The sequence below is a fragment of the Nocardioides faecalis genome, assembly GCF_018388425.1.
Lineage (GTDB): Bacteria > Actinomycetota > Actinomycetes > Propionibacteriales > Nocardioidaceae > Nocardioides > Nocardioides faecalis.
In genome coordinates, this window is record NZ_CP074406.1 from 1,077,514 (window position 1) to 1,095,394 (window position 17,881).

Here is a 17,881-nt window from a genome sequence, read left to right on the forward strand (position 1 = left end):
ATGCGGATCACCTTCGCGCCGTGGGGCGAGACGCTGGCCGAGATGGCCGACGCCGCCGCCCGGGCAGAGGCCGCCGGCGCCGAGGCCGTGTGGGCACCCGAGCTGCACCGCAGCGCGACGGTGACCGCGGCCGCGCTGGTGCAGGCCACCAGCACCGCCCAGGTCGGCACCGCCATCACCTTGGCGTTCACCCGCAGCCCGATGGTGACCGCGCTCGAGGCGCTCGACCTCGACGAGCTCTCCGACGGCCGCTTCGTCCTCGGCCTGGGCACGGGCGTGCAGCGGCTCAACGAGGACTGGCACAACGCCCGCTGGGGCAAGCCGGTCACCCACATCCGCGAGACCGTGCGCAACGTGCGGCACTTCGTCGCCAACGCCACCAGCGGTGAGCCGATGGAGCTCGACGGCGAGCACGAGCCGATGCGGATCCGCGGCTACGAGCGCCCCTACCCGGTGCGCCGCACCGAGATCCCCGTCTACCTGGCCGCGATGGGCCCGGCGATGACCCGCCTGGCGGGCCGGATCGCCGACGGCTGGATCAGCCACGAGCTGTGCTCGCCGTCGTACCTGAAGGACCGGATCCTGCCCGAGATCGACGCCGGGATCGACGCCGTCGAGGGCCGCGAGCGCTCCGACATCGAGCTCGTCGTCTCCGCCTGCTGCTCCGTCGCCGCCGACCCGGCGGCCGCGGTCGACCGGGTGCGCGGCCACGTCGGCTTCTACGCCAGCGTGCGCACCTACGCCGACTTCTTCGGCTTCCACGGCCTCGGCGAGGCCCAGCAGCGGGTGATCGACGCCTTCCGTGCCGGCGCGGGTGCCGAGCACCTCGCCGCCGCGGTCACCCCCGACATGGTCGACGCGGTCACCCTCAACGGCGACCGCGACCGGGTCGCGACCCAGCTCGCCGCCTACGAGGGCATCGCCGACGCGGTCAAGCTCTCCGCCCCCACCCACGGCCTGACTCCCGCGGAGATCAGGGCCGGCCAGGACGAGGTCATCGGCCTCATCGCATCGCTCACAGGAGGTCGGCCGTGAAGCCGCTCGAGGACATCAGGATCATCTCGCTGGAGCAGTACGGCGCCGGCCCGTTCGGCAGCGTGCACCTTGCCGACCTCGGCGCCGAGGTCATCAAGATCGAGGACCCCAGCGTCGGTGGCGACGTGGGCCGCTACGTGCCGCCGTACTTCACGGGAGAGGACTCGCTGTTCTTCGAGACCTTCAACCGCAACAAGAAGTCGATCTCGCTCGACATCAAGACCCCCGCCGGGCGCGCGGTCTTCGAGGACCTGGTCCGCAACGCCGACGCCGTCTACTCCAACCTGCGCGGGGACGTGCCGGAGAAGATCGGCATCACCTACGACCAGCTCAAGCACCTCAACCCGGCGATCGTGTGCTGCTCGCTCACCGGCTTCGGCATGACCGGGCCGCGGATGAAGGAGCCGGGCTACGACTACGTGCTGCAGGGCCTGGCCGGCTGGATGGAGCTGACCGGCGAGCCCGACGGCCCGCCCACCAAGTCCGGCCTGTCGCTGGTCGACTTCTCCGGCGGCTACGTCGCGGCGCTGTCGCTGATGGCCGGCCTGCACGCCGCCAAGCGCGACGGCATCGGCATGGACTGCGACGTCAGCCTCTACGACACCGCGATGGCGATGCTGACCTACCCGGCGACGTGGCACCTCAACGCCGGCTACACCCCGAGCCGCACCAGCCACTCCGCGCACCCCTCGCTGGTGCCGTTCCAGGCGTTCGAGGCCTCCGACGGCTGGTTCGTCGTGGGTTGTGCCAAGGAGAAGTTCTGGAAGCGGCTGGCCGAGGTCCTCGGGCACCCGGAGTGGGCCGAGGAGGGCTCGCCGTACGCGAGCTTCTCGGGGCGCAACGAGCGCCGCGAGGAGCTCATCGCCGAGCTCGACGCCATCTTCGCGACCAACACCGTGGAGCACTGGCTCTCGCTGTGCTACCCGGCCGCGATCCCGTGCGGACCGATCAACGACGTCGAGGCGGCGCTCAAGGACGAGCACCTGATCGCGCGCAACATGCTGGTGGAGACCGACCACCCGCGCTACGGCACGGTCAAGCAGGTCGCCTCGCCGGTCAAGGTCGGCGCCGAGGTGCCCGACTACGTCCGCGCGCCGCAGCGCAACGAGCACTTCACCGAGGTGCTCACCGGGGTCGCCGGGTACGACGCCGAGAGGATCGCCGAGCTGCGTGCAGCCGGCGCGTTCGGGGACGTGCCGGCGGTCGAGGGCTGATGATCGCGCCGGACCTGGCCGCCTGGGCGGTCGGGGAGCTCGACGTGCCCGCCGAGGTGCAGCACGCCGCGAAGCGACACCTGCTCGACGGCCTGGGCAACGCGGTCGCCGGTGCGCGCGCCGGCGCCGCGGCCCCGGCGGTGAGCGTCGCCGCCGGCCTCGGCGGCCCGGCGGAGGCCACGATCCTCGGCTGCACCGACCGGGTCTCCGCGCCGGCCGCCGCGCTGGCCAACGGCACGCTGGTGCACGCGCTGGACTTCGACGACACCCACGCCGGCGGGCTGGTGCACGCCACCGCCGTCGTGCTGCCGGCCGTGCTCGCGGTGGGTGAGCAGGTCGGTGCCCGCGGCCGGGACCTGCTCGACGCCGCGGTGGTCGGCTACGAGGTCGCCTGCCGCGTCGCCGGTGCCGCGCCGCACCGCTTCCACGCCGGCGGCCTGCACGCCACGATGGTGGCCGGCGTCTTCTCCTCGGCGGCCGTCGCGGCCCGGCTCATGGGGCTGGACGCGGCGACGACGACGAGTGCGCTGGGCATCGCCGGCAGCCAGGCCGGCGGCCTGCTCGCCTTCCTCGCCACCGGGGCCAGCACCAAGCAGCTGCACCCCGGCTTCGCCTCGCAGTCCGGCATCCTCGCCGCGCGGCTCGCCGCCGCCGGCGCCACCGGCCCGGAGACCGTCTTCGACGGCCCGCACGGTGTGTACGACGCCCTGGCCACCGGTCAGGTCGACACCGGCTTCATCCTGCGCGACCTCGGCTCGACCGAGGCTGCCACGTGGCAGACCACGCAGATCGGGATCAAGCCGTGGCCGACCTGCCAGCTGGCGCACGCCACGATGGCTGCCGCGCAGGTGGCCCTGGCGCAGGCCGGCGTCGATGCCTCGGCGGTGCGCGCGGTGTCCGCGCAGGTGCACCCGGACTCGGCGTCGGTGGTCTGCGCCGCCGACCGCGACCTGACCCGGCCCGCGAGCCCGTACGCGGCGAAGTTCAGCCTGCCGTGGAGCGTGGCGGCGATCCTGGTGGACGGTGCCGTCGGCATCGACACCTACGCCGAGGCCAACCTGGCCCGGCCCGAGCTGACCGAGCTCGCCGGCCGGATCACTTGGAGCCTCACCCCCGGCGCCGGTGTGGCCGCGGATGCCGCCGGCGACGTGGTGCTCACCCTGGCCGACGGGCGCACCGTCACCGGCCACGTGGACCGCAGCCCCGGCGGCGGCTCGGCGCCGCTGTCCGAGGACGGCCTGTTCGCCAAGCTGGCCGGCAACGTCGCCGACACCGGGCTCGCCGAGCGCCTGCGAGCCGCCGTGGACGCTCTGCCGAGCGCCGGCGACGCCACCGAGATCCTGTCCCTGGCCGCCGCGGCGGCCGTCGTACCCTCCGAGGAGACCACCGCATGACGCTGTCCGCCATCAAGCCCGCGAAGTTCGAGTGGTTCCCCTACGAGGGGTTCACGTTCTGCCTCGGGCTCAGCGAGGGTGACGCGGCCTGGACCTCGGGCCACACCTCCGCCCGGCACGACGAGGCCATCGGCAAGATGACCGTCGAGGGCTCCATGGAGACCCAGGCCCGCATCGCCTACGCCAAGTGCCTGGCCATCCTGGAGGCCGCCGGGTTCGGCCCCGAGGACGTCACCCGGGTCAGCGAGAACATCACCGTCGCCGGCCTGGCGGCGTACGACGACGCCGCCGGCGTGCGCAAGGAGCTGCTCGGCGAGCGCCCCACCGTGCGCACCGTCATCGTCGAGCGCCTGGTCCGTCGCGCCGCGTGGATCGAGGTCGAGCTGCACGCGGTCAAGGGCGGCGGCGCGCAGCTGCGGGCGGCCTCCGAGGCACGCGAGGCCGGCACCTGGCAGGCCTCGGCGATCACCGAGGGCACCGACGGCGTGGTCTACCTGCCCACCGTCACGCCGATCGACGCGAACGGCGACGTCGTCTTCGAGGGCGACTTCGTCTCGCAGTACCGCTACGTGCTGGAGCGGGCCGGCGACATGCTCGAGGCCGTCGGCCTGACGCTGGGTCACGCCGTGACCACCTACGACTACTCCACGCCGGAGACCCGCGCGGTCTACCGCGGCACGCACAAGGTCCGCAAGGAGCTGCTCGGCAACAACGCCGGCGGCGTCTACCCGGGCGCCGGCGGCATCCTGATGTCGCAGCTGCACGCCCCGGGCGCGCTGGTGGCCATCGACGTGACCGCCTCGCGGCACCCGCTGGAGATCGTCAACCCGGGCTGGAGCCGCTACGACACGCTGACCTACGCCCCGGGCGTGAAGGCCGGCCGGATGCTGTTCATGTCCGGCTTCGCCGCGCTCGACATGGAGACCCAGCAGGCGCTGCACGACGGCGACCTGGGCAAGCAGGCCGAGGCCACCTACGGCGCCATCCTGACGTTGCTGGAGCACGCCGGCCTCGGTCCCGAGCACCTGCTGGAGACCACCGAGTACTGCGTGGAGTCCTACGTCGGCGACTACAAGGCCGTCGCGGACGTGCGCGAGAAGCTGCTCGTCGCACCGTGGCCGGCCTCCACCGGCGCGCTGTGCAAGGCGCTGCTGCGCCCCGAGTTCGGCCTCGAGGTCTTCCCGACCGCGCTCTACCCGGCCGACCACCCCGCGGTGACGGGGGTGCAGGCATGAGCGAGAACTCCCTGCTGACCCCCGAGGTGCTGGCGCTCAAGGGCCGCACCGTCACCTACACCGCACCCGAGCCGTGCGGTGCCGCGGCCGGGCGCTACTTCGGCCTGGCCATCGGCGACGAGAACCCGCTGTACTCCGACGCCGACTTCGCCCGGGCCCAGGGGCTGACCGGGGTGACCTGGCCGCTGACCCTGATCTGCGAGACCAACCAGTACGCCGGGCTGCCGATGGACGCCGACGGCTACGCCGGGCACACCTGGGGCCTGGAGATGCCGGGCACCCGGCAGGTGCGTGGCGGCAACGCCTACACGTTCCACCGCCGCATCCGTCCCGAGGACACCGTCGTGGCCACCTGGTCCATCGACGACGTACAGGGCAAGGTGACCGGCTCGGGCAACGAGATGGTCATCATCACCTCGACCGCGCGGTACGCCACCACCGAGGGCGAGCCGCTGGCGGAGAACACCGAGACGATCATCTTCGTCGGACTGGAGAAGAAGGCATGAGCGCCGCGAACGACGTGGACCACGCGACGATCCAGGCCACCGTCGCCGCCGGCGACGTGGTGCCGCCGCTGGAGCGGACCATCACGCTCGTCGACATGGTCGCCTACGCCGGCGCCACCTGGGACTTCTACAAGTCGCACTACGACCCCGAGTTCGTGGCCGCGGCCAAGCTGCCCGGCCCGATCGTGGACGGCCAGGTCTTCGGCGCCCTGCTCGTCGAGCAGCTGCAGGACTGGCTCGGCCCGGCCAGCTTCGTGGCCACGCTGTCCTTCCAGTTCAAGAACCTCGTCTTCGCCGGCGAGACCATCCGCTGCGAGGGTACGGTCACCGAGGTCTCCGACGGCCGGCTCGTCGCCGACCTGAGCGTCGGCGTCGTCGGCGAGGACGGTGCCGTGACCCGGCTCGCCGTCGCCGGCGGCAAGGCCGAGGTCCTGCTCGGTCAGGCCGACGGCCCCGGGGCAGCCTCGTGACGGGTGTTGCCGTCGTCGGGGCCGCGGAGTGCGACCTCGGCGTCACCGGCAAGTCGATCCTCGGGCTGCAGACGCAGGCCGTGACCCGCGCGCTGGCCGACGCCGGGCTGAGCCTGGCCGACGTCGACGGCATCGCCTCGACCAGCGTCTCCCGGTTCTCCGCCACCCAGCTCGCCGAGCACTTCGGGATCACCCCGCGCTGGACCGACTCGACCTTCGCCGGCGGCAGCGCCTACGAGATGTTCGTGGCTCGCGCGGCGCAGGCGATCGAGGCCGGCCAGGCCTCCGTCGTGGTGATCACCTTCGCCTCCAACCAGCGCTCGGCCGCCTCGCGTCGCCTCGGCGGCGTCTACGAGCCGTGGACCCCGGAGGCACAGTTCGAGGAGCCCTACGACCCGCTGTTCCCGCTGTCGTACTACGCGATGGCGGCGCAGTCCTACCTGCACCACTCGGGCGCGAAGCGTGAGCAGCTCGCCGAGGTCGCCATCGCCGCGCGGGAGTGGGCGCTGCTCAACCCGAAGGCGTTCCGGCACACCAAGGGCTCGCTCAGCGTCGAGGACGTGCTGGGCTCCACGATGATCTCCTCGCCGCTGACCGCGGCCGACTGCTGCCTGGTCACCGACGGAGGCGGCGCGATCGTGCTCACCTCGCTGGAGCGGGCCCGCGACCTGAAGCAGGTCCCGGTCCGGGTCCTCGGCTACGGCGAGCGCACCACGAACAACTCGTTCACCGGTCACGACGACCTGACCGTCTCGGGTGCTGCGGGCTCCGCAGCCGACGCCTTCGCCCGCGCGGGCGTCACCGTCGCCGACGTCGACGTCACCCAGGTCTACGACTCCTTCACCATCACCGTCGCGCTCACCCTCGAGGCGCTCGGGTTCTGCGGCAAGGGCGAGGCGCTCGACCTGATCGCCGACGGCCGCACCCGGCCCGGGGGAGCGCTGCCGCTGAACACCAGCGGCGGCGGGCTGTCCTACTGCCACCCCGGCCAGTACGGCGTGCTGCTGCTCGTCGAGGCCGTGCGCCAGCTGCGCGGTGAGTGCGGCGCGCGGCAGGTGCCGGGCGCCGAGGTCGCCGTGGCGCACGGCACCGGCGGCATCCTGTCCACCCACGCCACCGTCGTCCTGGGGAGGGACCGATGACCGACCCCGCACCCGATCCCACGCCCAACAGCGTCTTCGTCCCCGGCACCGCGTCCCCGGCCGACGACCTCACCCAGGCCTGGTGGGACGCCGCGACCGAGCGCCGGCTGACCGTGGAGACCTGCGCGGCCTGCGGCAACCGCCAGCACCCGCCCCGCGGCGTGTGCACGGCCTGTTCCTCCACCGAGCACCTGGGCCAGGCCGACGTCGCCGGCACCGGCACCATCGACTCCTTCACCGTGGTCCACCGCGCGCCGCGCGCGGACCTGGAGGTGCCCTACGTGCTCGCCCGGGTCCGCCTGGGTGAGGGGCCGGTGCTGCTGACCCGCCTGGTCGGTGGGCTGGAGTGGCGCATCGGCCAGCCCGTGACCGTGGCCTGGGCCGACCTCCCGGACGGCCGGGCCCTCCCGTACTTCACCCGCATCCCCGACAGCCAGACCTGAGAGGCACCGATGGACTTCAAGCTCAACGAGGACCAGGCCGAGTTCAAGGCGCTGCTGCGCCAGTTCGTCGACAACGAGATCATCCCGGTCGCGCGCGAGTGGGAGCAGGCGGGCCGCTACCCGACCGAGATCGTCGACGGCATGAAGGACATGGGCCTGTTCGGCATCACCGTGCCGGAGCAGTACGGCGGCCTCGACCTCGACCCGGTCGCGTTCGGCCTCGTCTTCGAGGAGATCGCCCGCGGCTGGATGGGCATCGCCGGCATCCTGGGCAGCCACTCCTTGGCCTGCCGCCTCATCGCGATGCACGGCACCGAGGAGCAGAAGGACAAGTACCTGCCGGACCTGGCCACCGGCAAGCGTCGTACCGGCATCGGCCTGACCGAGCCCGATGCGGGCACGGACCTCCAAGGCATCCGCACCACCGCGAAGCTGGACGGCGACCACTACGTCGTCAACGGCGCGAAGATGTGGATCACCAACGCCCGCTACGCCGACCCGCTCCCGGTGCTGGTGAAGACCGACCCGACCGCGAGCCCGGCGCACAAGGGCATGAGCGTGCTGCTCATCGAGGCCGGCACCCCTGGCTTCGAGGTCACCAAGGACATCCCCAAGCTCGGCTACAAGGGCACCGAGTCCTGCGAGATCCTGCTCGACAACGTCCGCGTCCACAAGGACCAGCTGGTCGGCGGCGTCGAGGGCAGGGGCATGCAGCAGGTGCTCTCCGCGCTGGAGTGGGGCCGGGTCAACATCGCCGCCCGCTCCGTCGGCATCGCGCAGCGTGCCTACGAGGAGGCGCTGGCCTACTCCAAGCAGCGCAAGGCGTTCGGTCAGGCCATCTCGGAGTTCCAGCTCATCCAGGCCAAGCTCGGCGAGCTCGGCACCCAGGTCCAGGCCGCACGGCTGATGGCCTACTGGGCCGCGGACGCGGTGCGCCAGGGCCGCGCCGACGGCGCCACCGGCATGGCGAAGATCTTCTGCTCCGAGGTCGCGCTGCAGTCGGCCATCGACTCGCTCAAGGTGCACGGCGGCTACGGCTACTCCACCGAGTTCGAGGTCGAGCGGCTCTACCGCGACTCGATCCTGATGAGCATCGGCGAGGGCACCAACGACATCCTGCGCACGGTCGTGGCGAAGTCGCTGCTCAAGGGCGAGACGAAGGTCGGCTGATGGGTACGGCTCTCTCCCGCTCGGCGCTCTACGTCCCGGGCGATGCTCCGGACAAGCTGCGCAAGGCGCTGGACCGCGGGGCCGACGAGCTGATCGTCGACCTCGAGGACGCGGTGCTGCCGGCCAACAAGCCCAAGGCCCGCGACATCGTGTGGATGTGGGTCGACGGCCTGCCCGCCACCGACGTCAAGGTCTGGGTCCGCATCAACCAGCACGGCCCCGAGCGCGAGGCCGACGTCCGCGCCCTGGCCGGCTGCGAGGAGCTCGCCGGCTTCGTCGCGGCCAAGACCGAGGACGCCGCCGAGCTCGTCGCGCTCGACGCGCTGCTCACCGAGCTGGGCTCGGCCGCCAAGGTGGTCCCGCTGCTGGAGAGCGCGAACGCGGTCCTCAACGCCCGCGAGATCGCGCTCGCGCCGCGGGTGGAGCGGCTCCAGGTGGGGGAGGCCGACCTGCGCGCCGACGTCGGGGTCACCCCCGGGGCCGACGAGCGGGAGCTGCTCTACGCCCGCAGCCACGTCGTCTTCGCCTCGGCTGCGGCCGGCATCTCCCCGCCGATCGCCCCGGTGTCGGTGGAGTTCCGTGACCTCGACGCCTACCGCGCCTCCACCGAGGCCGTGGCCCGGCTCGGTTTCGTGGGTCGTGCCTGCATCCACCCCGCCCAGGTCGCCGTCGCCAACGAGGTGTTCACCCCGACCGACGAGGAGGTCGCCAAGGCGACCGCGCTGCTGGAGCGGTTCGCCGGTGGCGACGCCGGCGTGGGTGTGGACGCCGACGGCCGGATGGTCGACGAGGCGGTCCTGCGCCAAGCGCGTGGAGTGCTGGTGCGACGCCGCTGACCGCACCTAGCGAGGCAAATACCGAAGGGCCGGACGTCATCGTCCGGCCCTTCGCGTTACCTCGGCGTTTCATCTTCAGAAAGTTCTTGGGATTCGGTGGTCACCGACACGGCGATCATATATCTTATCGATGAGACCTAGGCCACACCCGCCCATGGGATGGCCCACGAGGAGGAAACACATGCGTTTTCGCAAGCTTGCCGGCCTTTCGGCCGGAGCCCTGACCCTGGGCATGCTCGCCGCGCCCGCCCTGATGACCCCCGCCAACGCTGCCGTCACGTCGACCGCGACCGCCAGCTTCACCTGCGGCACCGGTATGCAGACGTCGGCGTACAACGCGACCATCACGTTCAAGCTCGCCCACAACAACGGTGGCGCGTCGCTGACCGCGACGCTCTCCGACATGCCGAACGGTGCGCCGGCGCAGTACGTGAACTTCCCCGGTGCGACGGTCTCGAACAAGCTGACGGTCGCCGCCAACGGCGCGGACGTCGTGCTCGAGGGCTCGCACAAGGCCGACTTCATCGGCGGCACGCCGACGAAGATGCCGAAGGCGACGGGCAGCCTCGCGACCCGTCCCGCCTCGATCTCCATCAAGGCCTACTCCTACGACGTGAAGAAGGCCGACGGCACGAACGCTGCCGCGCAGTCCTGCACGCTGGCCGCCCCGGTGGCGGTGACCTTCGCTGACGAGGCGCAGCTCGCCGGCGTGAACGCGACGTGCACGATCGACATGTCCGCGAGCGGTTTCGGCGGCGCGGGCGCGTACCCGGCCAAGCTCGAGACCACCGCGACCATGCCCGCCAAGGGCACCGTGGGCACGGCGATGACCGTCCCGGTCACCGCCAAGATCACGCTCGGCCGTGAGTTCTCCGACTACCTCGAGACCTCCCCGGTCAAGAAGGTCACCGGCAAGGTCGCGCCGAAGATCACCGTCGGTGCCGCCACCGCCACCGGTGACATCGCGCTCAGCACCTGGAACCGCACCATCCCCTCCGGCACCGGCATCGGTTCGCCGGTCAACGAGTTCGTCAGCGTCGAGGGCGCGGGCAACGTGACGGTGAAGCCCGCCGCTGCCGGCACCCACAACGCGACGCTCTCCGGCGCCGCGGGTTCCGCCACCATGACGGTCACCTTCGGTGACGTCGAGATGGACGCTCCGATGGACTGCGTGCTCGCTGCGCCGGCCACCCTGGCCTCCGTGTCCGTCGTCGCCGCCGGTCCGTCGGCCGCGTGCAAGGCCGCCACCACCAACGCGACCAAGGCCGCCTCGGCGTACACCGCCGCGAAGAAGGCGTACACCAAGGCCGTCAAGAAGGTGAAGGCCCTCAACAAGAAGGTCAAGAAGGCCAAGGGCGCCAAGAAGACCAAGCTCAAGAAGCAGGTCAAGAAGGCCAAGAAGGCCCAGACCTCGGCCAAGAAGAAGGTCAGCTCGACCACCAAGGCGCTGAGCTCCGCGAACGCCGCCAAGAAGAAGAGCTGCTGATCCCGCCGTCCGGGTGCCCTGCCTGTGGGGGAAGGGCACCCGGCCGGTCAGCATGAACCACCAGCAGGGCCCCGGCACGGATCTCCGTGCCGGGGCCCTGCTGCGTCTTGCGGCCCGCCGAATCCCCCCTGGTGGCCCGCCGAATCCCCCCTGGTGGTCCGCCGAATCCCCCCTGGTGGTCGGCCGAATCACCTGTCGTGGTCGCTCGAACCGCCCGTCGTGCCCGGGTACGACGAAGGGGCCGGGGGAGTGCCCCCAGGCCCCTTCTGTGCGGTGTCGGCTCAGAGGCCGTAGCGCGCCAGCTTGTCGTTCTTCTTCGCGTAGCCGGGGTTCATGAACCGCTTGGTCATCCGGCCGGTGGTCAGCCAGGCGATGGCGTCGCCGTTCTTGGTGCTGGCGAGCATCTTGTCGACCAGCTCGGGCGCGACGTCCTCCACGTGGTCGACCAGGATGTTCAGCACCTTGCGCTGCTTGGCGACCTGGTCGGGGGCGGCCGCGGCCTCGCGCAGCCAGCCGTCGGTGATCAGGATGCCCGGGCGGATCTGGCCGACCCGCACCCCGGAGCCCTCCACCTCCTTCACCAGCGCCTTGGTGAACATGTCGAGGCCGCGCTTGGTGGCGCCGTACACGCCCATGTTGGGCCGGATCCGGCCGTCGCTGCCGCCGCCGAGCACGTTGAAGAGCTGGCCACCGCCCTGGGTGGTCATGCCGCGCACGGCGGTCTGCGAGCCGAAGATGGTGCCGTACATGTTGGTCTGCACCATCGCCCGCACGGCCTCGGCGGGGGTGTCGACGATGGCGTGCGTGGTGTGCGCGACGCCGGCGTTGTTGACCCAGATGTCGACGCGGCCGAGCTCGCTCGCGGCGTGCTCCCACAGCGCGTCGAGGGAGGCGGGGTCGGTGACGTCGACCGTGCGGCCGAGCGCGCGGGCGCCGCCGCGGGACTCCAGCTCGGCGACGGCCGCCTTGAGCGCCGGCTCGTCGCGCCCGGTGAGGACGACGTTGTGGCCACGGGCGTGGAAGGCGCTCGCCATCGCACGTCCGATCCCCTTGGTGCTGCCGGTGATGACGACGTTCTTCATGCGTCTTCCTTCCTCGGGTCCCGGCGGGACCGCTACGACACGTGGACGACGACCTTGCCGCGGTTGCGGCCGGCCATGAGCTCGGCGAAGGCCTGTCCGGCGTTCTCCAGCCCCTCGTGGGCGTCCTCGAGCGCGACGACCTCGCCGCGGGCGAGCAGCTCGCCGACCCGCTCGCGGTGCGCGTCGGCGAGGTCGGCGTGGTCGTAGACGACCATGCCGTACGTCGTCGCGCGGGCCGCCATGAGCGCGCCGACCCGGATCCGGGTGGGCGCGGCGCCGTTGTTCTGGTCGATGACGCCGACCAGGGAGACCCGGGCGCCGACGGCGAGGTGCTCCACGACACCGTCGAGGGTCTCCTGGTCGGCCATGTGCACGTAGCCGTGGATCTTCTCGGGGCAGGCGGCGTGCAGCTCGTCGATCCAGCCCGGTCGTCCGCGCAGGACGGTGGCGTCGTAGCCGAGGTCCTTGGCGATCGCGGCCTTGTCCTCGTCGCCGACGATCGCGACGGTCCGGGCGCCGGCGAGGCGCGCGAGCTGGCCGACGAGGGAGCCGACGCCGCCGGTGGCGGCGGTGACCACGATCGTCTCTCCGGCGGCGGGGCGCAGGTGCCGCTCGACGACGGCGAAGGCGGTCAGCCCGGGCATGCCGAGCACGCCGAGCACGGCGGAGGCCGGCACGCCGGCGGGCACGGAGACGGGCGTGGTGGCGTCGCCGGCCACGACGGCCTCGGTGCGCCAGCCGGTCTCGGCGAGCACCTGGCTGCCCTCGGGCACGTCGGGGTGGCGCGAGAGCGTCGCGGTGCCGATGGCGCGTCCGGGCATCACCGCACCGGGGCCCACGGCGGGCTCGCCGAGGTGGCCGGGGCCGAGCAGGGAGCGCAGGTAGGGGTCGAGGGAGAGCACGTCCACGCGGATCCGGACGTCGCCGTCGGCGAGCTCCGGCAGGGGAGCCTCCGCGACCTCGAAGTCACTCGCCTGCACCTGTCCGTGTGGCGTGGACCGCACCAGCACGGCGCGGGAGGACGAGGGAGCGCTGGCCTGCATCTAGATAGGATATATGAATGAGCGCTTCCTGGATCTACGGTCCGTTGATCTCGACCGACGACTTCGCCGGCCACGCCGCGCTGCTCGGCCGCACCTACGGGATGGCGCCGCGCGGCGCGGGCCGCCTCGGGGGCGCGGACGCCGAGGCGCTGCTGGGCGAGGGGTTCGCCGCCGACCTGCAGGTGCTCGGCACTCCCGGGGTCACGGCCGGTGCCGTGCTGTGTCGCTTCGACGGCCCGCCCGCGCCGCCGGTGCGCGACGAGGAGAGCCGGCTGTTCCGCGACGCGTTCCGGGTCATCGACTTCTACGCCCCCGACTTCGCCGCGGCACTGGAGCACTCCGCGGCGGCCGGCTTCCCGATGCACACCAAGGAGGCGTCGTACGAGCTGGCGGAGGGCAGCTTCCGCGAGGCGCACGTCGAGGCACCCGACAACGTGATGACGGCGTTCCTCAGCGGTCCCGCCGACTTCTTCACCGAGTTCGCCCAGGTCCGCGACCGGATCGCCAGCGAGCCGGTGAGCATCTCGCTGCCGCTCAGCGACGCCGCGACGACGACCGCGTTCTACCGTGACGTGTTCGGCTGGGGCGTCGTCTACGAGTACGACTTCGTCGACGCCTCGTTCTCCGCGATGCTCGGTATCGACGGTGAGGACGCCGAGCCGATCAAGGTGTGCTCGCAGGCGCTCGGCCCGAGCCGGGACCGGACCTACGTCAACATCGTCGACTACGGCCTGCCCGCCGACCGCGCCGGCTCGCTGCTGGGTGCGTCCGTGCCGCCGCGCCGCGGCCTGCTCGGCCTCGTCGTGCTCACCGACGACCTGGACGGTGTCGTCGCCCGGGCCGGTGCGGACGCCCGGCTGGGGGAGGTCGTCGACGTCGACCTGCCCGGCTTCGGAAGCAGCAGGGCCACGACGTTGCGGGCGCCTTTCGGCGCTCCGCACGTCGTGGCCCAGCCGCGTGATGCAGAGGCGATCCTCAGAGCGGACGCTTGAGGTAGGTGCCCGACGGCGCCTCGTCGGTGACGGCGCCGTCGGTCATGATCCGCTTGCCGCGCAGGAAGGTGTCGGTCACCTTCGCGCTCAGCTCGGCGCCCTCGAACGGCGTGTACTCCTGGGTGGACTCCGACTCCTCCGCGCGCACCGTCCAGGTGTGGGCGTCGTCGACCAGCGCGACGTCGGCGTCCAGGCCGACCGCGATCGCGCCCTTGCGGCCGCCGAGGCCGTAGCGGGTGGCCGGGTTGGTCGCGGTCAGCTCGGCGATCCGGCCGTAGGCCAGGCCCCGCTTGCCGCCCTCGCTGACCATGCCGGCCAGCAGGTACTCGGCGCCGCCGAAGCCGGACTTGGCCAGGAACACGTCGTCCTTGGGCTCGCCGAACTTCAGCTCCTCCTTGCAGCAGGCGTGGTCGGAGACGACCCAGTCGATCTTGCCGTCGAGCAGGTAGGACCACAGCGCCTCGACGTCCTCACGCGGACGCAGCGGCGGGTTCACCTTGCCGCCGACGCCGTGCGCGGTGTCGCAGTCGGCGAGCAGGTGCCCGACGGTGACCTCGCGGCGGAAGTCGATGTGCGGGAACGCCGCGGCCATCGTCAGCGCCGCCTCGACCGCCTTGCGGGAGGTCAGGTGCAGCAGGTTGATCGTGGGCAGCTGCGTCTCGTGCGCCAGGTACGACGCGATGGTGACCGCGAGGCCCTCGGAGTGCGGCGGCCGGGAGGCGGAGTAGGCGGGCAGGCCCTTGAGCTCGCCCTCCTCCTCGACCATCTTCGTGTAGGCGGCCATGATCTCGGCGGTCTCGCAGTGCAGCGACAGCGAGATCGCCTCGGCGATCTCGGGGTTCTCCTCGCGGGCCTTCTGGATGCCGCGCATGACGAACTCGAAGTGCGCGTAGTCGTAGCGCTCGCCCTCGGGGGTCATCAGGAACTCGGACTGGTCGGTGCTGCGGCCGTGCAGGCCGTGGCTGCCGTAGAACATGAACACCTTGAACGAGGTGACGCCGTGGTCGGTGATCAGGCTCGGGATCTCACCGATCTGCGCCTTGCTCATCGGGGCCAGGTGGTAGGTGTAGTCGACCAGCGCGTTGCCCTGCGTCTGCGCCAGCACCTCGGGGAAGAAGTCGGCGTAGGCGCCGCCCTTGTTCAGGTAGTACTGGCCGGTGCGCATGTAGGACAGCGACGTGGTCACACCGCCCTGGGCGCAGGCGCGCGACTCGGTGCGCACGTCGTCGGGCAGCGGGTTGTAGATGCCCCAGTGCTGGTGGGCGTCCACGACGCCGGGGAAGGCCACCTTGCCGCCGGCGTCGACGACCTCGGCCGCGCTCGCCGGGTCGATGCCGGCCTCGATCCGGGCGAACTTGCCGTCCTTGACGGCGATGTCGACCGCCTGCGGCTCGTCGTGGCCGGGCAGGACGGCCTTGACGTTGGTGAGGAGGACGTCGTACTCGGTCACAGGGACTCTCCTTGGTTGACGGCGGGGCTGAACGTGGACAGGGGCTTCAGCACGGCGGCCAGGTCGGTCGCGGTGTGCAGGTCGAGGACGTCGGCGCTGACGGCGCCGGCGGTCTCGGGGGACAGGCGTCCGGCGACGTTGTCGCGGAACTTGGTGGCCAGCTCGTCGTCGGTCAGCGGACGCGCCGGCCCGCCGCGGTTGGCCAGCACCTCCTCGACGAGGACCTCGCCGTCCGCCGTGGTCAGGGTGACCACGGCGGGGAACTGGAAGGGGAAGATCTCGTTGCACTTCTCGTCGGCGACCACGTCGACCTTCGCCATCAGCTCCCGGCGGGCGGGGTCCTGGGCGAGGGTGTCGGAGTAGTCGTCGAGGCTGGTGCCGAGCCCGCCGCCGCCGAGCAGGCCCGCGGCGAAGGCGTAGGGGCCGGAGAACTGCGCCTGGTAGCCGGTCTCAGGGGTCCGCTTGACCTCGATCGGCTCGCCGATGGTGCGCACCGTCGAGCCGGCGACGCCGACCACGACCTTCGCGACCTGCTCGGGGGTGATCCCGCGCTCGCGGAACGCACGGCCCGCGTCCACCGTGGTGTGCGTGAAGTGGTTGGCCGGGTAGGGCTTGAAGAAGATGCCCGGCACCGACCACGCGGTGCCGAGGTCCTCGGTGATCGCGGTGGGGAAGAACTGGCCGTGCAGCCACGCCTGGAAGAAGCCGAAGCGGCCCTCGAGCACGGTCGGCGGGCCGGTGAAGCCGCGCCGCACCAGCTGCGCGGCGGTGACGCCGGCCTGGGCGGCGACGCCGCAGTGCAGCCGCTTGACGGTGCCGCCGGTCCGGTTCGCCTCGATGACGCCGGCCGCCATGGAGGCGGTGATGCCGAGCGCGTCGGCGATGCCGCCTGCGTCCAGGCCGTAGATCATCGACGCCGCGACCGAGGAGCCCATCGCGCCGGTGATCGAGGTGGCGTGCTGGCCGTGCTCGAAGAACACGGAGTTGCCCAGCTCGGCGTCGTAGCCGGCCATGCCGAGGCGGACGGCGACCTCGATGCCGACCGCGATCGCGCGGACGGTGAGCTCGCCGGAGGCGCCGGCGTGCTCGGCGGCGGCCAGCGCGGCCGGCACGATGCTGGCGCTCGGGTGCAGCACCGAGGGCAGGTGCGTGTCGTCGTAGTCCAGGGAGTGCGCGAGCACGCCGTTGGCGAAGGCGGCCTGGGCGGCGTTGACCCGGGTGCTCTCACCGACGACCGTGGCCTGCGGGTGCCCGCCCTGGTCGAGCACGTGCCCGATCGCGGCCGCGGAGGTGGGCAGCCGGTGCGCGGCGACGCACAGGCCCAGCACGTCGAGCGTGCGCTGGTTGACCGAGCTGCGCACGTCGTCCGGCACCCCGTGCGCGGCGACATGGGCGGCGAAGGCGCCCAGCTGCTGGGCCAGGGTGGGCCCGCCGTCGGCGGCGTACGTCGGGTTGCCGGCCGGGTTCGCCTCAGGCGCGGGGGAGTAGGTGCTCATGCGCCCACCACGGCGATCGGGCGGACCGGGGAGCCGGTGGCGCCGAAGAACTTCAGCGGGCTCATCACGAACAGGAACTCCTGCGCGCCGGAGGCGGCCAGGCCCTCGAGGTCGAGCGCCTCGATGATGTAGATGCCGCGCTCCACCAGCAGCACCCGGTGCGCGGGCAGCAGGCCGTGGCCGGCGCCGGGCTTGAGCTGCTCGTAGGCGATGGTGTCCGCGCCGGTGGCGTGGATGCCGGCCTCGGCGAGGAACGTGGCGCCGGCGTCGGAGACCCCGGGCACGCCCGTGGACAGGCCGCGGTAGGTGTCGCCGTCGCCGTTGTCGAAGTGCTGGCCCCAGCCGGAGCGCACCAGGACGACGTCGCCCTCACGGATCTCGGTGCCCTGCTTGGCCAGCGTGGTCTCGAGGTCGGCGACGGTGATCTCCTGGCCCGGCTCGAGCCGGCCCACGCCGAGGGCGGCCGGCACGTCGAGCAGCACGCCGCGGCGCACCATCGGCGCGATGGTGTGCGCGCCGTGCTCGAGGAACTTGCCGCCGACCTGCGCCTCGTAGGCGTCCACGTCGCCGTACAGCTTGCCGTCCTGGGAGACGTGGGCGAGCGCGTCGACGTGGGTGCCGACGTGGGTGCCCATCGAGATCATGTCGTTGGCGGCCGAGCCGCCGTCGCCGCGGACCATGTCGCCGTGGCGGCGCGGCATGGCGTGCCAGTACGCCGGGTGGTTGGGCGACTGCGGCATGCCGACGGTCAGGGTGCGGCCGAGGTCGACGACCTCGACGCCCGCGGCGACGGCGGCGAGCAGCTGCTCGGTGACGGTGTTGTTCATGGTTCCTCTGTCCTTCGGCGTACGACGACCCGCGGCGGGTCGCTGTTCGGTGCGGCTCGG

17 protein-coding genes are annotated in these 17,881 nt (G+C 72.1%); 12 read left to right on the plus strand and 5 right to left on the minus strand.

Features of this window, described 5'->3' with window-relative positions; translation table 11 throughout:
• From KG111_RS04940 to KG111_RS04990, 11 genes are all read left to right on the plus strand, one after another.
• Positions 1-1,035, plus strand: coding sequence for an LLM class flavin-dependent oxidoreductase (locus KG111_RS04940; RefSeq protein ID WP_205290488.1), 1,035 nt, complete (start codon positions 1-3; stop codon positions 1,033-1,035).
• The gene (locus KG111_RS04945) at positions 1,032-2,249 is read left to right on the plus strand and encodes a CaiB/BaiF CoA transferase family protein (RefSeq protein ID WP_205290487.1); all 1,218 of its coding nucleotides are present in this window, start codon (positions 1,032-1,034) and stop codon (positions 2,247-2,249) included. Before KG111_RS04940 ends, KG111_RS04945 begins: the two co-directional genes overlap by 4 nt.
• Positions 2,249-3,643 carry an MmgE/PrpD family protein gene (locus KG111_RS04950; protein WP_205290486.1) on the plus strand — a complete coding sequence of 465 codons (1,395 nt, stop codon included), beginning with the start codon at positions 2,249-2,251 and terminating at the stop codon, positions 3,641-3,643. Before KG111_RS04945 ends, KG111_RS04950 begins: the two co-directional genes overlap by 1 nt.
• Positions 3,640-4,878, plus strand: coding sequence for a RidA family protein (locus tag KG111_RS04955; protein ID WP_205290485.1), 1,239 nt, complete (start codon positions 3,640-3,642; stop codon positions 4,876-4,878). The genes KG111_RS04950 and KG111_RS04955 overlap by 4 nt, the downstream gene beginning before the upstream one ends.
• On the plus strand, positions 4,875-5,384 hold the full coding sequence (locus KG111_RS04960; RefSeq protein ID WP_205290484.1) for an FAS1-like dehydratase domain-containing protein: 510 nt from the start codon (positions 4,875-4,877) through the stop codon (positions 5,382-5,384). The genes KG111_RS04955 and KG111_RS04960 overlap by 4 nt, the downstream gene beginning before the upstream one ends.
• A complete protein-coding gene (locus KG111_RS04965) occupies positions 5,381-5,854 on the plus strand; it encodes a MaoC family dehydratase (protein ID WP_205290483.1) in 474 nt (157 codons plus the stop codon). The genes KG111_RS04960 and KG111_RS04965 overlap by 4 nt, the downstream gene beginning before the upstream one ends.
• Entirely contained in the window at positions 5,851-6,996 is a 1,146-nt protein-coding gene (locus tag KG111_RS04970; RefSeq protein ID WP_205290482.1) for an acetyl-CoA acetyltransferase, read from the plus strand. The genes KG111_RS04965 and KG111_RS04970 overlap by 4 nt, the downstream gene beginning before the upstream one ends.
• Positions 6,993-7,439, plus strand: coding sequence for a Zn-ribbon domain-containing OB-fold protein (locus tag KG111_RS04975; protein ID WP_205290481.1), 447 nt, complete (start codon positions 6,993-6,995; stop codon positions 7,437-7,439). The genes KG111_RS04970 and KG111_RS04975 overlap by 4 nt, the downstream gene beginning before the upstream one ends.
• Before the next feature lie 9 nt (positions 7,440-7,448).
• Entirely contained in the window at positions 7,449-8,609 is a 1,161-nt protein-coding gene (locus KG111_RS04980) for an acyl-CoA dehydrogenase family protein (RefSeq protein WP_205290480.1), read from the plus strand.
• Positions 8,609-9,445 (plus strand): HpcH/HpaI aldolase/citrate lyase family protein, encoded by an 837-nt coding sequence (locus KG111_RS04985; protein WP_205290479.1) that lies wholly within the window; start codon positions 8,609-8,611, stop codon positions 9,443-9,445. The genes KG111_RS04980 and KG111_RS04985 overlap by 1 nt, the downstream gene beginning before the upstream one ends.
• 181 nt (positions 9,446-9,626) lie before the next feature.
• Positions 9,627-10,931: a hypothetical protein gene (locus KG111_RS04990; RefSeq protein WP_205290478.1), complete on the plus strand. Its 1,305-nt coding sequence runs from the start codon at positions 9,627-9,629 to the stop codon at positions 10,929-10,931.
• A 281-nt stretch (positions 10,932-11,212) separates the two neighbouring features.
• Here KG111_RS04990 and KG111_RS04995 read toward each other — a convergent pair whose 3' ends face one another.
• Positions 11,213-12,013 carry an SDR family oxidoreductase gene (locus tag KG111_RS04995; RefSeq protein WP_205290477.1) on the minus strand — a complete coding sequence of 267 codons (801 nt, stop codon included), beginning with the start codon at positions 12,011-12,013 and terminating at the stop codon, positions 11,213-11,215.
• Between the two features lie 32 nt (positions 12,014-12,045).
• Positions 12,046-13,056, minus strand: coding sequence for an MDR family NADP-dependent oxidoreductase (locus tag KG111_RS05000; protein WP_205290476.1), 1,011 nt, complete (start codon positions 13,054-13,056; stop codon positions 12,046-12,048).
• Between the two features lie 17 nt (positions 13,057-13,073).
• Between KG111_RS05000 and KG111_RS05005 the strand changes: the two genes are divergently transcribed.
• Positions 13,074-14,048 carry a VOC family protein gene (locus tag KG111_RS05005; RefSeq protein ID WP_205290475.1) on the plus strand — a complete coding sequence of 325 codons (975 nt, stop codon included), beginning with the start codon at positions 13,074-13,076 and terminating at the stop codon, positions 14,046-14,048.
• On the opposite strand, the gene KG111_RS05010 is transcribed toward KG111_RS05005, so the two are convergent.
• Genes KG111_RS05010 through KG111_RS05020 form a run of 3 tightly spaced genes read right to left on the minus strand, consistent with a single transcriptional unit; the run spans position 14,032 to position 17,821 of the window.
• The gene (locus tag KG111_RS05010) at positions 14,032-15,498 is read right to left on the minus strand and encodes a dihydroorotase (RefSeq protein WP_205290474.1); all 1,467 of its coding nucleotides are present in this window, start codon (positions 15,496-15,498) and stop codon (positions 14,032-14,034) included. The two genes, KG111_RS05005 and KG111_RS05010, sit on opposite strands and share 17 nt — an antisense overlap.
• The gene (locus KG111_RS05015) at positions 15,495-16,994 is read right to left on the minus strand and encodes an MmgE/PrpD family protein (protein ID WP_205290473.1); all 1,500 of its coding nucleotides are present in this window, start codon (positions 16,992-16,994) and stop codon (positions 15,495-15,497) included. The genes KG111_RS05010 and KG111_RS05015 overlap by 4 nt, the downstream gene beginning before the upstream one ends.
• Positions 16,991-17,821 carry a cyclase family protein gene (locus tag KG111_RS05020; RefSeq protein WP_205290472.1) on the minus strand — a complete coding sequence of 277 codons (831 nt, stop codon included), beginning with the start codon at positions 17,819-17,821 and terminating at the stop codon, positions 16,991-16,993. The genes KG111_RS05015 and KG111_RS05020 overlap by 4 nt, the downstream gene beginning before the upstream one ends.
• Positions 17,822-17,881 lie beyond the last annotated feature (60 nt).